The organism is Corallococcus sp. bb12-1 (assembly GCF_026626765.1).
Taxonomy (GTDB): domain Bacteria; phylum Myxococcota; class Myxococcia; order Myxococcales; family Myxococcaceae; genus Corallococcus; species Corallococcus terminator.
Map to the genome: position 1 here is coordinate 110,789 of NZ_JAPNJZ010000012.1, position 22,590 is coordinate 133,378.

16 protein-coding genes are annotated in these 22,590 nt (G+C 68.2%); all 16 read left to right on the top strand.

The annotated features are described in order from the left end of the window. Positions 1–60: 60 nt before the first annotated feature. The 16 genes from rpoB to glyS all read left to right on the top strand — a co-directional run bounded on the left by rpoB (position 61) and on the right by glyS (position 22,456). The gene (gene rpoB / locus OV208_RS15980; RefSeq protein ID WP_267574693.1) at positions 61–4,287 is read left to right on the top strand and encodes a DNA-directed RNA polymerase subunit beta; all 4,227 of its coding nucleotides are present in this window, start codon (positions 61–63) and stop codon (positions 4,285–4,287) included. 132 nt (positions 4,288–4,419) lie between these two features. Continuing rightward, positions 4,420–8,628 (top strand): DNA-directed RNA polymerase subunit beta', encoded by a 4,209-nt coding sequence (rpoC, locus tag OV208_RS15985; protein ID WP_267574694.1) that lies wholly within the window; start codon positions 4,420–4,422, stop codon positions 8,626–8,628. Between the two features lie 176 nt (positions 8,629–8,804). Continuing rightward, positions 8,805–9,257 carry a hypothetical protein gene (locus OV208_RS15990; RefSeq protein WP_120541002.1) on the top strand — a complete coding sequence of 151 codons (453 nt, stop codon included), beginning with the start codon at positions 8,805–8,807 and terminating at the stop codon, positions 9,255–9,257. Between the two features lie 102 nt (positions 9,258–9,359). Further along, positions 9,360–9,710 (top strand): phasin family protein, encoded by a 351-nt coding sequence (locus OV208_RS15995; protein WP_120541003.1) that lies wholly within the window; start codon positions 9,360–9,362, stop codon positions 9,708–9,710. Continuing rightward, positions 9,707–10,468 carry a lytic transglycosylase domain-containing protein gene (locus OV208_RS16000; RefSeq protein ID WP_267574695.1) on the top strand — a complete coding sequence of 254 codons (762 nt, stop codon included), beginning with the start codon at positions 9,707–9,709 and terminating at the stop codon, positions 10,466–10,468. The genes OV208_RS15995 and OV208_RS16000 overlap by 4 nt, the downstream gene beginning before the upstream one ends. A gap of 147 nt (positions 10,469–10,615) precedes the next feature. After that, a complete protein-coding gene (locus tag OV208_RS16005) occupies positions 10,616–11,299 on the top strand; it encodes a hypothetical protein (protein WP_267574696.1) in 684 nt (227 codons plus the stop codon). A 30-nt stretch (positions 11,300–11,329) separates the two neighbouring features. Beyond that, a complete protein-coding gene (locus OV208_RS16010) occupies positions 11,330–11,794 on the top strand; it encodes a social motility and stimulation tgl protein (RefSeq protein WP_267574697.1) in 465 nt (154 codons plus the stop codon). 23 nt (positions 11,795–11,817) lie between these two features. Next, the gene (tgl, locus tag OV208_RS16015) at positions 11,818–12,576 is read left to right on the top strand and encodes a social motility TPR repeat lipoprotein Tgl (protein WP_267574698.1); all 759 of its coding nucleotides are present in this window, start codon (positions 11,818–11,820) and stop codon (positions 12,574–12,576) included. 18 nt (positions 12,577–12,594) lie between these two features. Further along, entirely contained in the window at positions 12,595–12,981 is a 387-nt protein-coding gene (locus tag OV208_RS16020; RefSeq protein ID WP_267574699.1) for a helix-turn-helix domain-containing protein, read from the top strand. A gap of 9 nt (positions 12,982–12,990) precedes the next feature. Next, entirely contained in the window at positions 12,991–13,725 is a 735-nt protein-coding gene (gene recO, locus OV208_RS16025) for a DNA repair protein RecO (protein ID WP_267574700.1), read from the top strand. Between the two features lie 35 nt (positions 13,726–13,760). Then, the gene (locus OV208_RS16030) at positions 13,761–14,786 is read left to right on the top strand and encodes a carbohydrate kinase family protein (protein ID WP_267574701.1); all 1,026 of its coding nucleotides are present in this window, start codon (positions 13,761–13,763) and stop codon (positions 14,784–14,786) included. Between the two features lie 78 nt (positions 14,787–14,864). Continuing rightward, positions 14,865–16,157: a DNA polymerase beta superfamily protein gene (locus OV208_RS16035; RefSeq protein ID WP_267574702.1), complete on the top strand. Its 1,293-nt coding sequence runs from the start codon at positions 14,865–14,867 to the stop codon at positions 16,155–16,157. Then, a complete protein-coding gene (locus OV208_RS16040) occupies positions 16,154–16,942 on the top strand; it encodes a DNA polymerase beta superfamily protein (protein ID WP_267574703.1) in 789 nt (262 codons plus the stop codon). Before OV208_RS16035 ends, OV208_RS16040 begins: the two co-directional genes overlap by 4 nt. 104 nt (positions 16,943–17,046) lie before the next feature. Beyond that, a complete protein-coding gene (locus OV208_RS16045) occupies positions 17,047–19,281 on the top strand; it encodes a serine/threonine protein kinase (RefSeq protein WP_267574704.1) in 2,235 nt (744 codons plus the stop codon). Between the two features lie 84 nt (positions 19,282–19,365). Further along, positions 19,366–20,358: a glycine--tRNA ligase subunit alpha gene (gene glyQ / locus OV208_RS16050; RefSeq protein ID WP_267574705.1), complete on the top strand. Its 993-nt coding sequence runs from the start codon at positions 19,366–19,368 to the stop codon at positions 20,356–20,358. Beyond that, positions 20,348–22,456 carry a glycine--tRNA ligase subunit beta gene (glyS, locus tag OV208_RS16055; RefSeq protein ID WP_267574706.1) on the top strand — a complete coding sequence of 703 codons (2,109 nt, stop codon included), beginning with the start codon at positions 20,348–20,350 and terminating at the stop codon, positions 22,454–22,456. Before glyQ ends, glyS begins: the two co-directional genes overlap by 11 nt. Positions 22,457–22,590 lie beyond the last annotated feature (134 nt).

A 22,590-nucleotide genomic window follows, 5' to 3' on the forward strand; every position in this document is an offset into this window, starting at 1 on the left:
CCGGCGCCGCCGCGCGTTACTGAAGTTTGCCCCGCCCGAGCAGCCGTCCCCGGAGACCGAATGCCGACGCAGATCCAGAACAATTTCCGCGTGCGGAAGACCTTCGCCAAAATCGCGAAGATCATCGACATTCCCAATCTCATCAACATCCAGAAGCAGTCCTACGAAAAGTTCCTCCAGGCTGACATCGCCCCGGAGAAGCGCGAGGACCTTGGCCTTCAGGGTGTCTTCAAGTCCGTCTTCCCGATCCGGGACTTCAACGAGACCTCCTCGCTGGAGTTTGTCAGCTATCACCTGGAAAAGCCGAAGTACGACGTCGATGAGTGCCACCAGCGTGGAATGACCTACTCGGCGCCCATCAAGGTCGTCGTGCGCCTGGTCGTTTGGGACAAGGACGAGGAGACCGGCGCCCAGTCGATCCGCGATGTGAAGGAGCAGGAAGTCTATTTCGGCGAAATCCCGCTGATGACCCAGAACGGTACGTTCATCATCAACGGCACCGAACGCGTGGTGGTGAGCCAGCTGCACCGCAGCCCGGGTGCGTTCTTCGACCACGACAAGGGCAAGAGCCACTCGTCGGGCAAGCTGCTCTACAACGCCCGCATCATCCCGTACCGCGGCTCGTGGATCGACTTCGAGTTCGACCACAAGGACCTGCTGTACGTGCGCATCGACCGGCGCCGCAAGCTGCCGGCCACCGTGCTCATCCGCGCCCTGGGCGCCGTTGGTGACACCGCGAAGAAGAACCCGCTCGACTTCAAGGGTTCCACCGAGGAGATCCTCAACTACTACTACGCCACCGAGACGGTCTACCTGCAGAGCGCCGCCGACTTTGAGAAGAGCGTCGAGCTGGAGCTGCTGCCGGGTCAGCGCGCCACGCGCGACATCAAGACCAAGTCCGGTGACCTGATCGTCAAGAAGAACCGCAAGTTCACGCGCGCCGCCATCAAGAAGCTTGAAGCGGCGAAGATGACGAAGCTGCCCATCGACGTGGACGAGCTCTTCACCAAGGTGTCCGCCTACGACGTCGTGGACGAGAACACCGGTGAGGTCATCCTCGAGTGCAACGAGGAAGTCTCGCAGGAGAAGGTGGACGAGCTCCTCAAGCGCGACATCAAGGAGTTCAAGGTCCTCTTCATCGACAACCTCAACGTGGGTCCGTACCTGCGTGAGACGTTGATGATGGATAAAATCGAGTCGCCCGAGCAGGCCATCATGGAGATCTACCGGCGCCTGCGCCCGGGTGATCCCCCGACGCCGGAGACGGCGACGAACCTGTTCAGCAACCTGTTCTTCAATCCGGAGCGCTACGACCTGTCGAAGGTCGGCCGCCTCAAGCTGAACTTCAAGTTCAGCCTCGAGGAGCCCCTGGACGGGCAGATCCTCACCAAGCGCGACATTCTGGAGGTCATCCGCTACCTGATCGACCTCAAGAACGGCAAGGGGACGATCGACGACATCGACCACCTGGGCAATCGGCGCGTGCGCGCGGTGGGCGAGCTGCTGGAGAACCAGTACCGCATCGGTCTGGTTCGCATGGAGCGGGCGATCAAGGAGCGCATGAGCCTCCAGGAGATCGAGACGCTCATGCCGCACGATCTCATCAACGCCAAGCCTGTGACGGCGGTCATCAAGGAGTTCTTCGGCTCCAGCCAGCTGTCGCAGTTCATGGACCAGACGAACCCGCTCTCGGAAGTCACGCACAAGCGTCGTCTGTCCGCGCTCGGGCCTGGCGGTCTCACGCGTGAGCGCGCCGGCTTCGAGGTGCGCGACGTGCACCCGACGCACTACGGCCGCATCTGCCCCATCGAGACGCCGGAAGGTCCGAACATCGGCCTCATCGCGTCGCTGTCGACCTATGCGCGCGTCAACGAGTTCGGCTTCGTGGAGACGCCGTACCGCAAGGTGGACGCGGGCAGTGTGACCGCGGACGTGGCCTTCTACTCGGCGCTCGAGGAGGAGAAGCACACCATCGCCCAGGCGAACGCGGAGACGGACAAGAAGGGCAAGTTCGTCAACGCGCTGGTGCAGAGCCGCCGCAGCGGCGAGTTCGTCCAGGTCAAGGCCGAGGACGTGGACCTGATGGATGTGTCCCCGAACCAGCTGGTGTCGGTGGCCGCCTCCCTCATCCCGTTCCTGGAGAACGACGACGCGAACCGCGCGCTCATGGGCTCCAACATGCAGCGTCAGGCCGTGCCGCTGCTGCGCACGGCGGCGCCGCTCGTAGGCACGGGCATCGAGGCCATCGTGGCCCGCGACTCAGGCGTCACCTGCGTGGCGCGCCGCGACGGCATCGTGGAGTCGGTGGACGCCGGCCGCATCGTGGTGAAGGCGGACTCCAACGCGGCCCTGAGCGACGTGTCCAGCGAAGTGGACATCTACAACCTGCTCAAGTACCAGCGCTCCAACCAGAACACGTGCCTCAACCAGAAGCCCATCATCCGCAAGGGTGACCGGGTGAAGAAGGGCGACGTGATCGCGGACGGTCCGGCCACCGAGACCGGTGAGCTGGCGCTGGGGCAGAACATCGTCGTCGCGTTCATGCCGTGGCAGGGCTACAACTTCGAAGACTCCATCCTGCTGAGCGAGCGCATCCTCAAGGAGGACGTCTTCACGTCCATCCACATCGAGGAGTTCGAGTGCATCGCGCGCGACACCAAGCTGGGCAAGGAGGAGATCACCCGCGACATCCCGAACGTGGGTGAGGAAGCCCTCAAGGACCTGGACGAGAGCGGCATCATCCGCATCGGCGCCGAGGTGAAGCCCGGCGACGTGCTGGTGGGCAAGATCACCCCGAAGGGCGAGACCCAGCTCTCTCCCGAAGAGAAGCTGCTGCGCGCCATCTTCGGTGAGAAGGCCGGCGACGTGCGTGACAGCTCCCTGCGCGTGCCTCCGGGCGTCGTGGGCACCGTCATCAACGCCAAGGTGTTCAGCCGCAAGGGCGTGGAGAAGGACGAGCGCGCCAAGCAGATCGAGTCCATGGAGGAGGCGAAGCTCCTCAAGGACCAGAACGACGAGATCAAGGTCCTCCAGGACTCCGCCTACAGCCGCCTCCGCGGCCTGGTTCGCGGCAAGGAGGTCCAGGGCAAGCTCGTGGACGACAAGGGGAAGATCCTCCTCAAGAAGGGGGACATCCTCAACGACGAGCTGCTGACCACGGTGCCCTACAAGTACTGGGGCGAGATCTCCGTCGGTGAGCCGCTGGACGCGCGCCTGCGCGACATCCTGCGCAGCCTGGAAGACACGAAGGAGGCCGTGAAGCTGGCCTTCGGCGAGAAGATCGCCCGCATCAAGAAGGGCGACGAGCTTCCTCCGGGCGTCATCAAGATGGTGAAGGTGTACGTCGCCATCAAGCGCAAGCTGGCGGTGGGTGACAAGATGGCCGGTCGCCACGGCAACAAGGGCGTCGTGTCCCGCGTCCTCCCCGAGGAGGACATGCCGTACCTGGAGGATGGGCGTCCGGTGGACATCGTCCTCAACCCGCTCGGCGTCCCCAGCCGCATGAACATCGGGCAGATCCTCGAGGTCCACCTGGGTTGGGCCGCGAAGGGCGTCGGCGAGCAGCTGCAGCGCTACCTCGATGAGAACTTCAGCGGCGAGCAGCTCAAGAAGCAGCTGAAGACCGTGTACGACGACAAGGCCTTCGGCGACTTCGTGGACGGCCTGTCCGACCAGGAAGTCCAGGACCTCTGCCGCCGCCTGAAGAAGGGCATCCACGTGGCCACGCCGGTGTTCGACGGCGCCCGCGAGACGGAGCTGCACGCCCTCTTCGACGAGGGCCGTCTGCCCCGCTCGGGCCAGATGGTGCTCTTCGACGGCCGCACGGGCGAGCCGTTCGACCAGAACGTCACCGTGGGCGTGATGTACATGCTCAAGCTGCACCACCTGGTGGACGAGAAGATCCACGCCCGTTCCATCGGGCCCTACTCGCTCGTCACGCAGCAGCCCCTGGGCGGCAAGGCCCAGTTCGGCGGCCAGCGTCTGGGAGAGATGGAAGTGTGGGCGATGGAGGCCTACGGCGCGGCGTACACGCTGCAGGAGTTCCTCACCGTCAAGTCGGACGACGTGGTGGGTCGCACGCGCATGTACGAGGCGATCGTCAAGGGCGACAACGTCCTGGAGAGCGGCCTGCCTGAATCGTTCAACGTGCTCCTCAAGGAACTCCAGTCGCTGGCCCTGGACGTGGAGTTGCTGGAGAGCGCGCCCCCGGAGCGCCAGCGCAGCTTCGGCGGCGACTTCCTGGGTGGTGGCGACGGCGAGGACCGGAAGTCCGGGACCGAAGCCTAGGCCTTTTTAGCAGCCGGTGCGCCCGCCTGACCGGTCGGCATCGCTTCCTCGTGGAGGGAGCGGCCGACCGGGTGCAGGGCGGGGGCCCGAAACGTTTGGCGCCTTGAGCGCTCATAAGTTTTCGGAGGCAACGTGAAGGACATTTTCAACTTCTTCGAGAAGCCGAAGGACCCGCTGTCGTTCAACGCCATCCGCATCGCGCTGGCGTCGCCCGACAAGATTCGGCAGTGGTCGCACGGTGAGGTGAAGAAGCCGGAGACCATCAACTACCGCACGTTCAAGCCGGAGCGGGACGGTCTGTTCTGCGCGCGCATCTTCGGTCCCGTGAAGGACTACGAGTGCAACTGCGGCAAGTACAAGCGCATGAAGCACCGCGGCGTCGTGTGTGAGAAGTGCGGCGTGGAGGTCATCCAGTCCAAGGTGCGTCGTGAGCGCCTGGGGCACATCACGCTCGCCACGCCCGTGGCCCACATCTGGTTCCTCAAGTCGCTGCCCAGCCGCATCGGCAACCTGCTCGACATCACCCTCAAGGAGATGGAGAAGGTGCTGTACTGCGAGAGCTACATGGTCATCGACCCGAAGGCGACGCCGCTGCAGCGTGGCGAGCTCGTCTCCGAGGAGAAGATGCACCGGCTCTTCCAGGAGCACGGCGAGGACTCGTTCACCGCGGGCATGGGCGGCGAGGCCGTCCGTGAGATGCTCAAGTCCCTGGACGTGGAGAAGCTGTCCGAGGAACTGCGCAAGGACATGCGCGAGACCACCAGCGAGGCGAAGCGGAAGAAGTACGCCAAGCGCCTGAAGGTGGCCGAGGCGTTCCGCGTCTCCGGCAACAAGCCTGAGTGGATGATGCTGGACGTCATCCCGGTCATCCCGCCCGACCTGCGTCCGCTCGTTCCCCTGGACGGTGGCCGCTTCGCGACCTCCGACCTGAACGACCTGTACCGCCGCGTCATCAACCGGAACAACCGCCTCAAGCGGCTCCAGGAACTGAACGCGCCGGACATCATCATCCGCAACGAGAAGCGGATGCTCCAGGAGGCCGTGGACGCGCTGTTCGATAACGGCCGCCGCGGCAAGACCATCACCGGCCCGAACAAGCGGCCGCTGAAGTCGCTGTCCGACATGCTCAAGGGCAAGCAGGGCCGGTTCCGTCAGAACCTTCTCGGCAAGCGCGTGGACTACTCGGGCCGCTCCGTCATCGTCGTCGGTCCCGAGCTGCGCCTGCACCAGTGCGGCCTGCCGAAGATCATGGCGCTCGAGCTCTTCAAGCCGTTCATCTACAACAAGCTCGAAGAGAAGGGCTACGTCACCACCATCAAGTCGGCGAAGAAGATGGTGGAGAAGGAGCGTCCTGAGGTCTGGGACATCCTCGAGGACGTGATCCGCGAGCACCCGGTGCTCCTCAACCGCGCCCCCACGCTGCACCGTCTGGGCATGCAGGCCTTCGAGCCCGTGCTCATCGAAGGCAAGGCCATCCAGCTGCACCCGCTGGTCTGCGCCGCGTTCAACGCCGACTTCGACGGCGACCAGATGGCCGTGCACGTGCCGCTCTCCATCGAAGCGCAGATGGAAGCGCGCGTCCTGATGATGTCGACGAACAACATCCTCAGCCCGGCGAACGGCAAGCCCATCATCGTCCCGACGCAGGACATGGTGCTCGGCATCTACTACATGACCCGCGCCCGCGAGTTCGCCAACGGCGAAGGCCGCGTGTTCGCGTCGCCCGAGGAAGTGCGCGCCGCGTACGACCACGGCGAGGTGCACCTGCAGGCCAAGGTGGTGTGCCGCATCGACGCCAAGCGCAAGGAGACCACGGTCGGCCGCGTGCTGCTGTGGGAGGTCGTTCCGCGCGCCGTGGGCTTCGACGCCATCAACAAGGTGCTCGACAAGAAGTCGCTCGGTAACCTCATCGACCTCTGCTACCGCCTCACGGGCGAGAAGGAGACGGTGCTGCTGGCCGACCGCATCCGCAGCCTGGGTTACTTCCACGCGACCCGCGCCGGCATCTCCATCGCGCTCAAGGACATGATCATCCCTGCGAAGAAGCAGGAGTTCCTGGACTACGCGCGCAAGGAAGTGGCGGAGATCGAGAACCAGTACCTCGAGGGCCTCATCACCGACGGTGAGCGCTACAACAAGGTCATCGATATCTGGGCGGAGATCACCGAGAAGGTCGCCCAGGAGATGATGCAGCAGATCTCCACCGACGAGGCCACCGGCTACGTGGACGGCAAGCGCACCTCGCGCAAGCAGCCGTCGTTCAACCCCATCTACATCATGGCCGACTCGGGCGCGCGCGGCAGCGCCCAGCAGATCCGTCAGTTGGCCGGTATGCGAGGCCTGATGGCCAAGCCCTCCGGCGAAATCATCGAGACGCCCATCACGGCCAACTTCCGCGAAGGACTCTCCGTGCTCCAGTACTTCATCTCCACGCACGGCGCCCGCAAGGGTCTGGCGGACACGGCGCTCAAGACGGCCAACTCCGGTTACCTCACCCGCCGTCTCGTCGACGTGGCGCAGGACGCCATCATCAACGAGTACGACTGCGGCACCATGGACGGTCTGTTCATTGGCGCCCTGGTCGAAGGCGGCGAGATCATCGAGCCGCTGGGTGAGCGCATCCTCGGCCGCGTGGCCCTGGACGACATCCTCGACCCCGTGACGGGCGAGGTGCTGGTGCGCGCCAACGAGGAGATCGACGAGGAGCGCGTCCGCCGCATCGAGAACAGCGGTCTGGACCGGGTGAAGATCCGCTCGGTGCTGACCTGCCAGGCCAAGCGCGGCATCTGCGTGGAGTGCTACGGCCGTGACCTGGCGCGTGGCCGCAAGGTGTCCGTCGGCGAGGCCGTGGGCGTCATCGCGGCGCAGTCCATCGGCGAGCCGGGTACCCAGCTCACGATGCGCACCTTCCACATCGGTGGTGCGGCGACGCGGCGCGCGGAGCAGTCCAGCCTGGAGAACCGCTACGCGGGTTCCGTGAAGTTCGCGGGCCTGAACACGGTGCAGAAGGCGGACGGCACGCTGGTGGCCATGAACCGCAACGGCGAGCTCGTCGTCGTCGACGAGTCGGGCCGCGAGCGCGAGCGCTACCAGATCATCTACGGCGCCCGCATCCTGGTGAAGGAACACCAGAAGCTGGAGCCGGGCGTGCTCCTGGCCGAGTGGGACCCGTTCGCGATTCCCCTGCTCACGGAAGTGGGCGGTGTCGTGCGCTACGAGGACATCATCGAAGGCGTGACGATGTCCGAGACGCTGGACGAAGTGACCGGTCTGTCGCGCAAGACGGTCATCGAGTCCAAGGACCCGGAGGCGCGTCCGCGCGTCACCATCCGCGACGCGCAGGGCAACGTAAAGGACCTGCCGTCCTCCCGCAACCAAGCGAGCTACTTCCTGCCCCAGGGCGCGATCATCACCGTGAACGACACGGATGAGATCTCCGCGGGTGAAGTCATCGCCAAGGTGCCGCGAGAGACCACGAAGACCAAGGACATCACGGGCGGTCTGCCCCGCGTGGCCGAACTCTTCGAGGCTCGCAAGCCCAAGGATGCGGCGGCGATCGCGGAGATCGATGGCGTGGTGTCCTTCGGCAAGGACACCAAGGGCAAGCGCAAGCTCATCATCACCCCTGAGGTGAGCGGCGAGCAGCGCGCGGATCTGGCCAAGGAGTATCTGATCTCCAAGGGCAAGAGCATCAACGTCCACTCTGGCGACCGCGTGAAGGCCGGCGAGGCCATGATGGACGGCGCGGCCAACCCGCACGACATCCTCAAGGTGCTGGGCGAGAAGGAACTCGCGCGCTACCTGGTGGACGAAGTGCAGGAGGTCTACCGACTGCAGGGCGTGAAGATCAACGACAAGCACATCGAGACGATCGTCCGGCAGATGCTGCGCCGGGTGCGCGTCACGGACGTGGGCGACACCAACTTCCTGGTCGACGAGCAGGTCGAGAAGTGGGTGTTCGAGGAGGAGAACGAGAAGGTCATGGCCGAGGGCAAGCGCCCGGCCGTGGGTGAGCCGCTGCTGCTCGGCATCACCAAGGCCTCGCTCTCCACCGAGTCGTTCATCTCCTCGGCGTCGTTCCAGGAGACCACCAAGGTGCTCACCGAGGCCGCCATCAACGGCAAGGTGGACTACCTGCGCGGCCTCAAGGAGAACGTCATCATGGGCCGGCTCATCCCCGCCGGCACGGGCCTGCCGAACTACAAGCACCTCGACATCGAGGTGGAGAGCCCCACGGACGAGGTCAACGAGATGGAGGCCGCCCTGGCCGCCACCCACGGTGACGGTCCGCTGACCCCTCCGCCGTCGCGGCCGGACACCCGGTCCACCGACGTCGCCTAGTGTCTTCCGGGAGCGTCCCTGACGCTCCTTGAGTCAGCCGCCGTCCTGGGTCATCCGGGGCGGCGGCTTTCTTGTTTTGCACAGTTCGTCGTCTGTTGCCTTGACAGTATGTCGCGGTGCGTTATGTTGACGCATCACGTTATATGAGCCCGGGAAGCCGGGCGGGGGAGCAGGACATGACGACGACGAACGCGAAGGTGACGGCCGTGACGCAGAACGTGGAGAACTTCCTCAAGGGGCAGTTCTCCCAGGCCCAGAAGCGGTTCGAAGGGCTGGAAGGGGAGGCCAACAAGGCCTTCAAGGTGCTGGAGACGCGAGGCCAGGAAGCGGCGAAGGAGGTCCAGGCCCTGTGGACGAAGGTGCAGGCCGGCGAGCTGCGTGCGGACCCCCGCGTGCAGGAGCTGAGCAAGAAGGTGGACGCCGCCAGCGTGGGGCTGCGCAAGCGGCTGGACGGGCTGCAGGCGAAGGTGGTGGAAGCTGTCGGGGTTGCCAGCCAGTCCCAGGTGGAGCAGATCACCCACGAGCTGGGCCGCCTGTCGAAGAAGCTGGATGTACTGCTGAAGCCCACCCGTCGGGCCCACGGCGCGACCAAGAATTCGGGCGGCGCGGCGTCTTCTCCGCGAGCCTGAGCAGCGTTTTCATAACCTGGGGGGTGTGCTTAGGTGGCCGCCCCTTTAGTTCGAGCCCCGGGTTTCCCTTGTGGAAACGCTGGGGACTCCCGGAGCGACTTCATGGACAACAACACCGAGGCCCCCCGAGAGAAGACCTCCGTGGCGGAGGCTTTCGAGCGCATCTGGAGCCAGGCGCTCCTGGCGGTGAACACGGCGGAGGAGGAGGCTTCCCGCGCCGTGCAGCGCGTGGCGTCCGTCGCGGGCTGGAGCCAGGACGAGGTGAAGCGTCAGGCCCGTGAGTTCGCGGAGCGGCTGACGGGGCACCGCAAGGACCTGGAGCACAACGTGGAAGAGCGGGTCCGCACGGCCCTGACGTTGCTCAAGCTGCCGCGCCGCGAGGAGTTGCAGGCGTTTGGCAGCCGACTGGAGCGCCTCTCCGAGCGCATCCAGGCCCTGGAGCACCGCAAGTGAGTGGACCCGCCGCCTCGGGCGGCAGGTCGTTGGGAACGCGGTTCTTCGCGGGGCTGCATACCCTGAGCAGCGGGTGCTCCCGGCTCCCGTTGCTCGCGGGCATCGCGCTCGTGGTGTCCGCGCGGGTGGTGCCCCTCCTGGAGGAGCCCGCCCCCCCGTCCGTCGTTCCCGAGCTGGTGTCGCAGGAGTCCGTCTCCGAGGAGGCGATGCTCATCGACGCGGTGCTGGCCAAGCGCGCCCCGGACCTGGGGCTCACGCTGCGCCGGCGCCTGGGGCAGGCCATCGACGAGGAGTCCCGCCGCACCGGGTATGATCCGCTGCTGGTGCTGGCGCTCATCGACGTGGAGTCCGACTTCGAGGAGGAGTCCGTCTCCGACAAGGGCGCTCGGGGCTTGATGCAGATCAAGCCCAGCACGCTGCACTTCCTGGCGGAGAAGGAGGGGCTGCGGCTGTCGCGCGAAGAGGTGGTGGCCGACCCCGCCGTCTGCGTGCGCCTGGGCATCCGCTACCTGCGTTCGCTGCAGAGCCGGTTTGGCGGCGATCTGGACCTGGCGCTGATGGCGTACAACGCCGGCCCCACGCGCATCCGGGACGCCCTGAAGGCCGGGGAGCTGGAGAAGTTCCGCCGCTACCCCCGGGCCGTGCAGCGCGACTTCCGCCGCTTCCGCGAAGGCCATGGCCTGGGCGGGGACTGGGCGCTGGCGCAGCGGGGACTGCCACCCGAGCAGCCCGGCACGACGACGACCGCGGCGCCCTGACGGGGGCCTTCTCGCGGTCCTGGTGAATGTTCGGGGCCGTGGCGGGTTCCAAGCCTTGCCACACTCGCCTTGTCCCGCTCCCCGGGGTGCGCTAAGTCGTTTGCAAGCACCCGGGACTGTTGAGGATTCCCTGGAGGGATGCCCCCCATGTCTCGTCCGTCCGTCCGCATCGCGCTCACTGTCGCGGCCACGCTGGTCCCCATGTGGGCCCTGGCCGGCTCTGTCTTCCTCAATGGCGTCAACATCGACGGCGTGAAGGGCCAGCGCTTCGAGAAGGCCACCGTCCGCATCGACGCGGAGGGCAACGTCCACATCGACGCGCCGGGGTACGCCGCCCGCGTGACGACCGTGACGCCCACGCCGGCTCCCGCCGCGAAGCCCCCTCCGACAGCCCCTCCGCCCGCGGCAGGCCCGCTCGATGCCGGGGTGGTGACGGCGCCCGTGCCGGCCGCTGCCACGGCCCCCGTGCCGGGGCGCATCACCCAGCGCTACTGGCTGGTGACAGAGCAGACGACCCCGGGCATGACGGACTTCGACATCGACGTGTACGTGAACTCCCGCTGGGTGCGTCGTTTGCGCAACAACGAGGAGCAGGTGGCCCAGGACATCACCCGTGAGTTGCGCCCCGGAGCGAACGCGGTGACGCTGATTGCCCGCAAGGCGCAGGGAAGCCGCCGCAGCACGTCCGCCAGCAACGTCTTCAAGGTGATCATCGGGGAAGGCAATGAGGGCGGCGGCAACGTGATGATTGACACGCCCCTCATCCGCTTCCAGAAGACGGCTGCGGACGCGCAGGACTCGACCGAGGAGTTCACCCTCACCACCCGCTGACACGGGACGGCGCGGGGAAGGGAGACGACGGTGTTCACCATCGACGAGCGTTACCGGGGGCTCCCCGCCAGCCGCGACCAGGTGCTCGCGCTGCACCTGTCCCTCAACACGCCGCACGTGGCCATCCCTGGCAAGCAGGCCGGACCGGCGCAGGCCTTCGTGGTGGGACTTCGCGGAGGGCAGGGCGCGGGCGTCTTCGTGTACCTCTACCTCGTGGAGGCCGGTGACTGCGCGGTGTACGTGTCCGGGCGGCGCGTCCAGTCCTCGGACGAGCTGCGGGAGGACGAGGACGACGCGCTCGGGTTCGTGGAGTCGCTGGGCTTCATGATGGACAACGCGAACTGGCGCGCGGTCGCGCCCGCGCAGCAGGATGAGTGGCTCAAGACGCTCCCCGTCTTCTTCAAGGAGCCCACGCTCGTGCCCGCCGTGAAGGCCCGCGCCGAAGAGAAGCGCAACGTCGCCACCACCCTGGGCCGCTTCCTGGCCGCGTTCTGAACCTCCCTCCCGGATTGGCTCCCATGTTCCGCATCCCTTCCGCCTGTTGCCTCGCGTTCGTGCTCGCGTCCGCGGGGTGTGCGCACGTCCCCACGCAGAAGGAGCGCGAGAGTTCGGAGATCCACTACGACCTGGGCGTGCAGGCGCAGCAGCACGGCCACGTGCAGGACGCGCTCCAGGAGTACCAGAAGGCGCTGGAGATAAACCCGAGCAACCCGGAGGCCCACAACGCGATGGGCATCCTGCTGCACCTGTCCTTCCGGCGGCTCGATGAGGCTTCGGCCCACTACGAGAAGGCGCTGGAGCTGCGCCCGACCTTCTCCGACGTGCGCAACAACCTGGGCAACCTGCGCCTGGACCAGGGCCGCTACGACGACGCCATCAAGCTGTACGAGGCGGCGCTCAACGACATGCAGTACCGCTTCGGCTTCTCCGCGCAGGGCAACCTGGGCTGGGCGCAGTACAAGAAGGGCGACACCGCGAACGCGCTGCAGAACATCAAGGCGTCCGTGACGACCAATCCGGAGTTCTGCATGGGCTTCCGGAACCTGGGCATCATCTACGACGAGACGGGCAAGACGGCGGAGGCCTGCCAGCAGTTCGGCCACTACCGTGAGAAGTGCCCGGACACGGCGGAGGCCTACCACCGGGAAGGCGTGTGCCAGGCGAAGCTCGGGAACGTGGATGCGGCGAAGGCGGCGCTCGCGGGCTGTGAGGCCAAGGCGCAGGCCACCGAGCAGGTGCTCAAGGACGACTGCCGCTCACTGCTGGAACACCTCTAGCCGGGGGCCCTGGGGACCGTGGACCACGTCGACTTCGGCAAATACCTCAGTCAGCAACGCGAGCTTCGCGGGCTGTCGCGCGAGGACGTCTCTCGGGAGACGAAGATCCCCCCCAGCCTCGTCGCGGCGTTGGAGGCGGGGCAGGTGGAGCGTCTGCCCGAGCGCGTGTTCGTCCTGAACTACATCCGCGCGTATGCCCAGGTCATCGGGTTGTCGCCGGAGGAAGCGGTGCTGCGCTACGAGGAGGTGGACCGGGCGGTGCCCGCGCCATCTCCCGTGCAGTTGGAGAAGGAGCGGCGCAAGCGGGCGTACGTCATCCTGGCCGCGGTGCTGGCGGTGCTGCTGCTGGGCACGGTCCTGTTCCTGATGCTGACCGGGAAGCTTCCTTCGCCCCTGGCGCGTTGAAGGGAGATCATGGAGCGGTACGCCGACGACGCGTTCGTGCTGTCCACGGTCGACTACGGTGAGTCCGACCGGATGGTGACGATGCTGACGCGCGAGCACGGCAAGCTGACCGCGTTCGCCGCGGGAGCGCGCAAAAGCAAGCGCCGTTTCGCCGGAGCGCTGGAGCCGTTCATGCGGCTGCGCGTCCAGTTGGTGGAGACGCGCGGCAGCACGGTGCGGCTGGACTCCGCGGACATCGTGTCGGGGTTCTACGCGGCGCGCGAGGACCTGTCGCTCATCGCCCGGGCGCTGTATGCGGTGGAGCTGTGCCGTGAGCTCACGCGTGAGCACGAACCGCACCCGGAGCTGTTCCTGCTGATGGAGGCCTACCTCCACCGCCTGGATGCGAAGGAGGCGGGGCCCACGTCGCTCCTGGCCTTCGAACTGGCGGCGCTGGCGCAGGCCGGACTGATGCCCCGCTTCGACTCCTGCGCGCTGTGCGGGGGCGCTCCTGGCGAGCGGCCCCGGTTCGACCAGGGCCACGGCGGCGCGGTGTGCGAGCCGTGCGGCGGACGGGCTCGCGATTCGGTCGCGGTGCCGGTGGCGTTGCTGACCGGGCTTCGCTCGTTGCAGGAGGGCGGGCGCACTCCGCTGCCCCCCGACCTGCGGGCTCGGGCGCGCGGGCTGCTCAACGTCTTCATCGCGCACCATCTAGGCCGGCGGCTCAAGAGCGTGGACTTCATGGCCCAGGTGGGCCTGGACTGAAGCGGGAGCCTGCGCGTGCGCGGGCGGGGAGCGTCATGCACGAGACCGGGCCGCTGGACGTGGTGTGTGTCGGCGAGACGCTGGTGGACTTCCTTCCCGCGTCGGGTGGGGCTTCGCGCGTGCGGGACGTGGACGCATGGAGGCCTTCGACGGGCGGCTCGCCGGCGAACGTCTCCGTGGGGGTTTCGCGCCTGGGGCTGCGCTCGGCGATGGTGGGCGTGGTGGGCTCGGATGAGTTCGGCCACTTCCTGCGCGACCGGCTGGCGGCGGAGGGCGTGGACGTCAGCCGCCTTCGTCAGGTGGACCACGCGCGTACGGGACTGCTGTTCGTGTCGCTGGATGCGCGGGGCGAGCGCAGTTTCACGTTCTTCCGCACGCGTTCGGCGGAGTTCCTGCTGGATGACTCGGACGTGGACGGCGACTTCGTGCGGCGCGCGAAGGTGCTGCACTCCGGCTCCAACTCCCTGGTGCTGCCTGCGGCGCGCGAGGCCGTGGTGCGCATGCTCACTCTGGCGCGCGAGGCCGGGATGATCGTCAGTTGTGATCCGAACCTGCGGCTCCACGTGTGGCCGGAGCCCGAGGAGCTGCGGGTCCTCCTGGGACGCATGTTGCCCCTCTGCACGGTGGTGAAGTTGTCGGAGGAGGAGGTGGCCTTCGCGACGGGTGAGCGCACGCCCGAGGAGGCCCTGCGGCACCTGGACGGGCTGGGTGTGCGGCTGCCGGTGGTGACGCTGGGCGAGCAGGGCGCGGTGTTCCTCTGGCGGGGCGAGGTGGTCCACGTTCCCGCCCCCCGGGTGACAGTGGTGGACACGACGGGCGCGGGGGATGGCTTCGTGTCGGCGCTGCTGCATGGGCTGGTGCGCTGGTACGGCGATGCGCGCTCGCTCGCGGACGCGACGCGGGAGGAACTGGTCGCGCTGATGACGTTCGCGGCCGACGTGGGCGCCCGGGTGGTGACGAAGCTGGGCGCGGTGGCGGCCCTGCCCCTGGCGTCCGAAGTGGAGGGCCTGCTGCCCTCGCGTCCCCAGGGCCCGGACGCGGTCCAGCGCGCCGCGCGTTGAACCCGGACGCCGTGCCGGGTCAGGCTCCCGTGTTTCACTGCGTCCAACGTGGCCCACCATCCCGCCCGGGAGGGACCGATGAGCGACCCGAGACCTGATGCGACGCCCCCCACCTCCGCGAGGGTCCGGGGCCTGGAGCAGATCGACCGGCTGTCCGTGCCGCTGCCGCACGGCACCGAGGTGACGACGCGCGTGGAGCGCGTGGCGTCCGCCGGGCGCCGCATCCCGCAGGGCGTGGTGGGCCGCGTCGTGCGCGCGCATGACGGTGGCTTCGATGTGCAGATCGTCGGCGTGGGCGAGGTGTGGTTCGCGCGCGACGAACTGGTGCCCCGGCGCGTGGGACAGGTCCAGTTCGCCCAGCGGCGCGAGGCGGCCTGGAGCGCGCTGCGACCGTGCGTGGTACTGGAGACGCGCGTGGGCAGCCACGCCTGGGGGCTCGCGGACGAACGCTCCGACGTGGACGTGCGCGGCGTGTTCGCGCTGCCCCTGCCGTGGACGCTGGGGTTGGGACAGGCGCCGCAGGACCTGGTGAGCGCGGATGGCAGCACCACGTACTGGGAGGTGCGCAAGACGGTGGAGCAGGCCCTGCGCGCGGATCCGAACACGCTCGAAACGCTGTTCGTCCTCGGTGCGACGGCGTCGGACGAACTGGGCGAGTGGATGCTCGAAGCGCGCGAGGCGTTCGTCTCCAAGGCCATCTTCGGCAGCTTCGGGCGCTATGCCATGAGCCAGCTCGACAAGCTCACGCGCAGCCAGCGGCTGGCCGAGCACCGCGACCTGCTCCTCGCGTGGCTGTGCGAGGACCCCACGCCAGACCTGGACGATGTGGCCCGGAGGCTGGCCGCCGTGTCGCCCCGGAGCGCGCCCACGCCCGAGGACGGGGTGCTCGCCGCGAAGACGTACGTCAAGCAGCTCTACCGTTCGCTCTGGGACCAGGGCCTGCTCGCGGCCAACGACTTCGCGGCGCTGACGGCGTACGCGCGCGGTGGCGGCCAGCGCCCTCCGTCCGCTCGGGAGCTGCGGCCGAAGAATGCCTACAACCTGCTGCGCCTGGTGGCGCTGGCGACGGGGTGGCTGCGCGACGGGGTTCCTACCTTCGAGGCGACCGGGGCGTTGAAGGCGCGGCTGCTCGACATCAAGGGCGGGCAGGTGCCGCTGGAAGAGGTTCTGCGCGACGCGGAGGCGATGGCGCCCGCGCTGGAGGTCGCGCACCGCGAGAGCCGACTGCCGGAGCATCCGGACTACGCTCGCGCGGATCGGCTGTTGCGACGGGTGGGGGACGAGGTGGCCCGGCGCTGGGTGCTGAAGACGCCCGGACCGTTGGGGCGTGACGCGCCGGAGGCCCCGGCGCTGGAAGGAGGGACGGAATGAAGGGCACGATGACGGAGCATCAGCAGCGGATGGCGGACCGGGTGCTGGATGAGGAATCGCGCAGGCGCGAGCACCTGGTGGTCTCGCTCTCCGGCGCGCATGCGTACGGTTTTCCCTCGCCGGACAGCGACCTGGATCTCAAGTCCATCCACATCGCGTCCACCAGCGCGCTCCTGGGCCTCCAGCCCCGCCAAGTGAACGCCGAACGGCTGGAGGTGCTGGAGGGCGTGGAGGTGGACTACTCGTCCAACGAGCTGCAGCCCGTGCTGCTCGGCATCCTCCAGGGCAACGGCAACTACATCGAGCGGGTGCTGGGGGCCATCCCCGTGCGCGCCCTCCCGGAACTGGAGGCCCTGCGTCCCCACGTGCGGGCCGTGCTGTCGCGCCGCATCCACCGGCACTACCGGGGCTTCGCGCAGGGCCAGCTCCGCGAGTGGGAGAAGAGTGGCTTCCGCTCCGCGAAGAAGCTGCTGTACGTGCTGCGGACCACGCTCACCGGGACGCATGCGCTGCGCACGGGCGAGGTGGAGACGGACGTCACCGTCCTGCTGGAGCCGTACGGCTTCGGCGATGCCCATGCGCTGGTGGAACAGAAGCTCCGGGGCGAGCGCAGTGAGCTGCCCGCTGAACTCAGCGAGCGGTGGCAGGGCGAGGTGAAGCGGGCCTTCGAGGTGCTCGACGCGGCGGACGTGGACTCCCAGCTCCCCCTGGAGCCTCCGGCCCTGGCCGTGGCCGCGCTCGAAGGGTGGATGCTCGACGTGCGGCGACAGCGGTTCGGCGCCTAAGCCGCTTTCCCGGCCCTCCGGGACGGCCCGTCCGGAGCAGGACCGCTTGTCGGTGAAGACGATCATCGACCTGGGAAGGTCCGACAGGTAACATCCACCGGGCCATGAGCATGCAGGGTGGCGCCGGAGAAGATCCCGACCGGGGGCGGCGCATCGGAAAATACGAGATCCTCACCCGCCTCTCGATGGGAGGGATGGCGGAGCTGTTCCTCGCGTTCACCTCCGGCCCCGGTGGCTTCCGCAAGTTCGTCGCGGTGAAGCAGATCCTCCCCGACATCAAGAAGGACGACCAGTTCGTCAAGATGTTCCTCGACGAGGCGCGCATCACCGCCGCCTTCTCGCACGCGAACATCGGACAGGTGTTCGACCTGGGGGAGGAGGACGGCGAGCTGTACCTCGCCATGGAGTTCCTGCCCGGCCAGAACCTGGAGCAGGTGGTGAAGATGGCGGCCAAGCGCGACTACGCGCTGCCGCTGGGCTTCAGCGCCCGCGTGGTGCGCGACACCTGCCTGGGCCTGCACTACGCCCACCACTTCATGGATCCGTCGGGCCGCCCGGTGGCGGTGGTGCACCGGGACGTGTCTCCGAAGAACGTGATGATCACCTACGACGGCGTCGTGAAGGTGATCGACTTCGGCATCGCCAAGGCGCGTGGCAAGCTGGGCCGTACGCAGGTGGGCACCGTGAAGGGGACCAGTGGCTACATGTCCCCGGAGCAGGTGCGCGACAAGGGGCTGGACGGCCGCAGCGACCAGTTCTCCACGGGCGTGATGCTGCACGAGCTGATGGTCGGGCAGCGCCTGTTCAACGCGCCGGGCGAGGCCGCCGTGATGATGCAGATCGTGGACGGGGAGATTCCCGTGCCGCGCTCGCTCAACGCGGCGATCCCCGAGGCCCTGGAAACCGTGGTGCTCAAGTCCCTGTCGCGGGATGCCGCGCAGCGCTTCGGCACCTGCCGCGAGATGGCGCGCGCCATCGAAGCCTCGCTGGGCTCCGAGCTGTACGACGAAGACCAGATGACCGCCGTCATGGGCGAGCTCTTCGAGGAGAAGCGCCAGAAGACGCGCACCCTCCTGGAACTGGCCAGCCGCGCCGAGGACGCCCGCGTCAGCGAGGCCGCCGGGGCGCTGCAGGTGGAGGAGGGCGGCGACACGGCCACCGCGCGGGTGCAGTCGCCGCACGCGGGGGCCTCGGCTGAGAACGCCGCGCCGTCGTTCCGACCCACGCCCGTCCGGCGCACGAGCGCCGAGCCGACGACCCCGCCGCGTGCGGGTGCGACCCCGCGTCCCGCCACCGAGGCCGCGGCCCCGCGCAGCGACACGCCTCCGATGACGCCGCGAGCGCAGCGGCCCGCCGACGCCGCGTCCGCTCGCCCGATCCGTCCTCCTGCCGACGCCGCCCGGGCGAACCGGCCCCGTCCCGTCGCCCGCCCGGAGGCTTCCGAGGCCCGGGCCACGCCTCCCGACGACGCGCTGCTGGATCCGCCCAGCGACCTCCAGACCCAGCGCTTCCGCACCCGGCCCGGGCGCTCCGGTGCGGGGCCCGCGCGGCCCTCCCGTTCGGTAGATGAGCCGGCGGAGACGCCCCCGGCTCGCGAGCGTTCCGGCTGGCTGGGCAAGGTGGTGCTGCTCCTCGTCCTGGGCGGCGTGGGCTATCTGGCGACGCTCGAACCGGTGCGACGGCTGTTCATGCCGGCGTACGAGTCCGCCCGCCTGTGGGTGAAGGCGGAGCTGGATCCGGCCCCGAACGTGGACCCCGCGAAGGATGGGACCTGGCCGCCGAAGCCCTCCGGGCCTCCGCCGGGTTTCGTGCAGAAGACCGAGCCCGAGAAGGCACCCGAAGTCGAAGCGCCTCCTCCCGAACCGGTCGTGGAGGCTCCGCCTCCCGAAGAGCCCAAGACGCCCGTCGCCAAGGGCGGACGCAAGCCGAAGGTGACCGCTCCGGCGGAGAAGATTGTCGCGGCGAAGACGGAGACCCCGGCCCCGAAGCCCGCGCCGGAGCCCTCGCAGCGCGCGCCGGAGCCCGTCACCACCGTCACGCAGACGCCGGAGGTCGCGGAGGTGCTGGACACGAGCACCGCCAAGGGCGCCAAGAAGGCCGGCCTGGGCTGGCTGACGCTCTACACCGTGCCGAAGAACGCGGCCGTGTTCGACGGTTCAACGCAGCTGGGCACCTCTCCGCTGATCAAGCTGGCGACCCCCGTGGGCACCTACCGCCTGCGCGTGGTGGATCCCCAGGACCCGGGAGGGACGAGCAAGCTGTTGTCCGTTCCCATCCGTCCGGGCGAAGTGACCCGGTTGCAGATTCGACTGGCCGACCTCCCGCCCTACACGGAGTGACGGCCGTCCTTGACGCTCCTGGACCCCCTCACTAGGGTCCGCCGCGTTTCGCCTTCGACGCACTGCGAGAAGGACTCGCCATCCATGTACTTCCAGGACCTCATCCTCACGCTCCAGAAGCACTGGGCCGACCAGGGATGCATCGTCACCCAGTCGTACGACCTCGAGGTCGGCGCGGGCACGATGGCCCCCTACACGTTCCTGCACGCGCTCGGGCCCGAGCCGTGGAACGTCGCCTACGTGCAGCCTTCGCGTCGCCCCGCCGACGGCCGCTTCGGTGAGAACCCGAACCGCCTGTTCCAGCACCACCAGTTCCAGGTCATCCTCAAGCCGGCGCCCAAGAACGTCCAAGAGCTGTACCTGGAGTCCCTGCGGAAGATCGGCATGGATCCGCTGGAGCACGACATCCGCTTCGTCGAGGACGACTGGGAGTCGCCCACGCTGGGCGCCTGGGGCCTGGGCTGGGAGGTGTGGTGTGACGGCATGGAAGTCACCCAGTTCACCTACTTCCAGCAGTGCGGCGGCTTCGACTGTCGCCCCGTGGCCGCGGAGCTGACGTACGGGCTGGAGCGCCTGGCCATGTACCTGCAGAACGTGGAGAACGTCTTCGACATCGAGTGGGTCAAGGGCGTGAAGTACCGCGAAGTGTTCCACGCGAACGAAGTGGAGATGAGCAAGTACGCCCTCCACGAGTCGGATCCGCAGATGCTCTTCTCGCTGTTCGACGCGTACGAGAAGGAGTGCAAGCGCCTCATCGAGCGCCGCCTGCCGCTGCCCGCGTACGACTACGCGCTCAAGTGCAGCCACGCCTTCAACCTGCTGGACGCGCGCGGCGCCATCTCCGTCACGGAGCGCGCCAACTTCATCAAGCGCGTGCGCGACAACGCCCGCCTGTGCGCGGAGGGCTACCTGCAGATGCGCGAGCGGCTGGGCTTCCCGCTGATGAAGACGCCGTGGACGGTGGGGGAGCAGCCGCCGGTGCTGGAGGGCAAGCCCGCCAGCGACTACTGGAAGACGGTGACGCTCAACAAGCCCGTGGAGAAGAAGGAGAAGTCGGAGGTGTCCCGTGGCGCGTGATCTGCTCCTGGAAATCGGTGCCGAGGAGATCCCGGCGTCGTTCATCGTGCCCGCGCTGGACGACTTGAAGCGCGTGCTCACCGAGCGCATGGCCGACGCCCGCCTGAAGCACGGCGAGGTGCGCACCTTCGGCACGCCGCGCCGGCTCGCGGTGTGGGTGCGCGACGTGGCGGACGCGGGCGAGGACGTGACGAAGGAGGTGCTGGGGCCCAGCGCCAAGGCCGCCTTCGACGCGCAGGGCAAGGCGACCAAGGCCGCGGAGAAGTTCGCGGAGAGCCTCAAACTGTCGGTGGACGCGCTGGGCCGCACGACGACGCCCAAGGGCGAATACGTGTCCGCGCGCGTGGAGGAGAAGGGCCGTCCGGCGGACGCCATCCTCCAGGACGCGCTGCACTCCGCGGTGCACGGCATCAACTTCAAGAAGTCCATGCGCTGGGGCGACGTGGACATGTCCTTCGCGCGCCCGGTGCAGTGGCTGCTGGCGCTCCTGGGCGACACGGAGCTGCCGGTGGTGTTCGGCGACGTGAAGAGCGGGCGGACCACCTACGGCCACCGCTTTCTTTCGCCCGGCCCCATCACGCTGAAGGCGCCCGCGGACTACGAGGCGACGCTGGAGAAGGCGCACGTGCTGGCGGACATCGGCAAGCGCCGCGCGTCGCTCGTGCAGAAGGTGACCGCCGCGGCGAAGGCGGCGGGTGGCCAGCTCCTGGAGGACGAGGGCCTGGTGGACCAGGTGACGAACCTGGTGGAGCTGCCGAGCCCCGTGGTGGGCCGCTTCGACGAGCGCCACCTGGACCTGCCGCCGGAGGTGCTGGTGCAGGAGATGAAGAGCCACCAGCGCTACTTCTCGCTGGTGGACGCTCAGGGCAAGCTCCTGCCGCGCTTCATCGCCGTGTCCAACACGCCGGTGCGCGACGAGCAGTTGTCGCTGCGCGGCTACGAGCGCGTGCTACGCGCGCGGCTCGCGGACGGGCGCTTCTTCTTCGACGAGGACCGCAAGACGCCGCTGGGCGACCGCGTGGAGAAGCTGGGCCGCGTGGTGTGGCAGAACCAGTTGGGCACGTACCTGGAGAAGGTGGAGCGCTTCCGCTCGCTGGCGGGCTGGCTCGCGCAGGCCACGGACAGGGCAGGGGAGGCGGCCACGGTGGAGCGCGCCGCCACGCTGTCCAAGGCGGACCTCGTCACCGGCATGGTGGGCGAGTTCCCGGAGCTCCAGGGCGTGATGGGCCGCGAGTATGCGAAGGCCGGCGGCGAGCCGGACGCGGTGGCCCTGGCCATCTCCGAGCACTACCTGCCCCGTGGTGCCGAGGACGCGCTGCCGACGCAGGACGCGGGCGCGCTCATCGGCCTCGCGGACCGGCTGGACTCGCTGTGCGGCATCTTCGCCATCGGCAAGGCCCCGTCGGGCGCGGCGGATCCGTTCGCGCTGCGCCGGGCGTGCCTGGCCATCATCCGCATCGTGCTGGGACGGGGCTACCGCTTCAGCCTGTCGGCCGCGGTGGATGAGGCCCTGGGCCTGCTCGCGCCGAAGCTGGCCAACGTGAAGCGCAAGCCGGGAGAGGCCGCGCCGCGCGAACAGGTGCTGGAGTTCTTCCGCGGCCGTCTCAAGGCGCTGTGGGGAGAAGAGCACCGCACGGACGTGGTGGAGGCGGTGCTGGCCGTGGGCTTCGACGACCTCGTGGCGGCGAAGAAGCGCCTGGAGGCCCTGAGCCTGCTCGTGGGCCATGCGGACTTCCAGCCGCTGGCGGCCGCCTTCAAGCGCGTGGTCAACATCGTGGAGAAGCAGGGCAAGGACGTGGCGGGCGGGCAGACCAACCCGCAGCGCTTCACCGACGAGCCGGAGAAGAACCTCCACACCGCCTTTACCCAGGCGCGTGACAAGGTGGGCGTGCACGTGCGCGCGGACGACTTCGCCGGGGCCCTGCGCGAAATCACCGGCCTGAAGCCCGCCGTGGACACCTTCTTCGACAAGGTGATGGTGATGGCCGAGGACAAGGACCTGCGGGAAAACCGCATCCGGTTCCTCACGGAGATCGGCGCCCTGTTCAACCAGGTGGCGGACTTCTCCAAAATCCAGGCGGAAGTCGCCGCCGCCTGAAGCTTTACCGCCGGAGCGTGCCCGTTCCCTCGCCAAGGGAGCGGCACGCGTTTCCGGGCTTTGCGGCGTGGGTGGGTGTCGTCGGGAGGGCGAACGGGAATAGCGACAGCCCTATTCAGTTGCCCGGGGTAGGG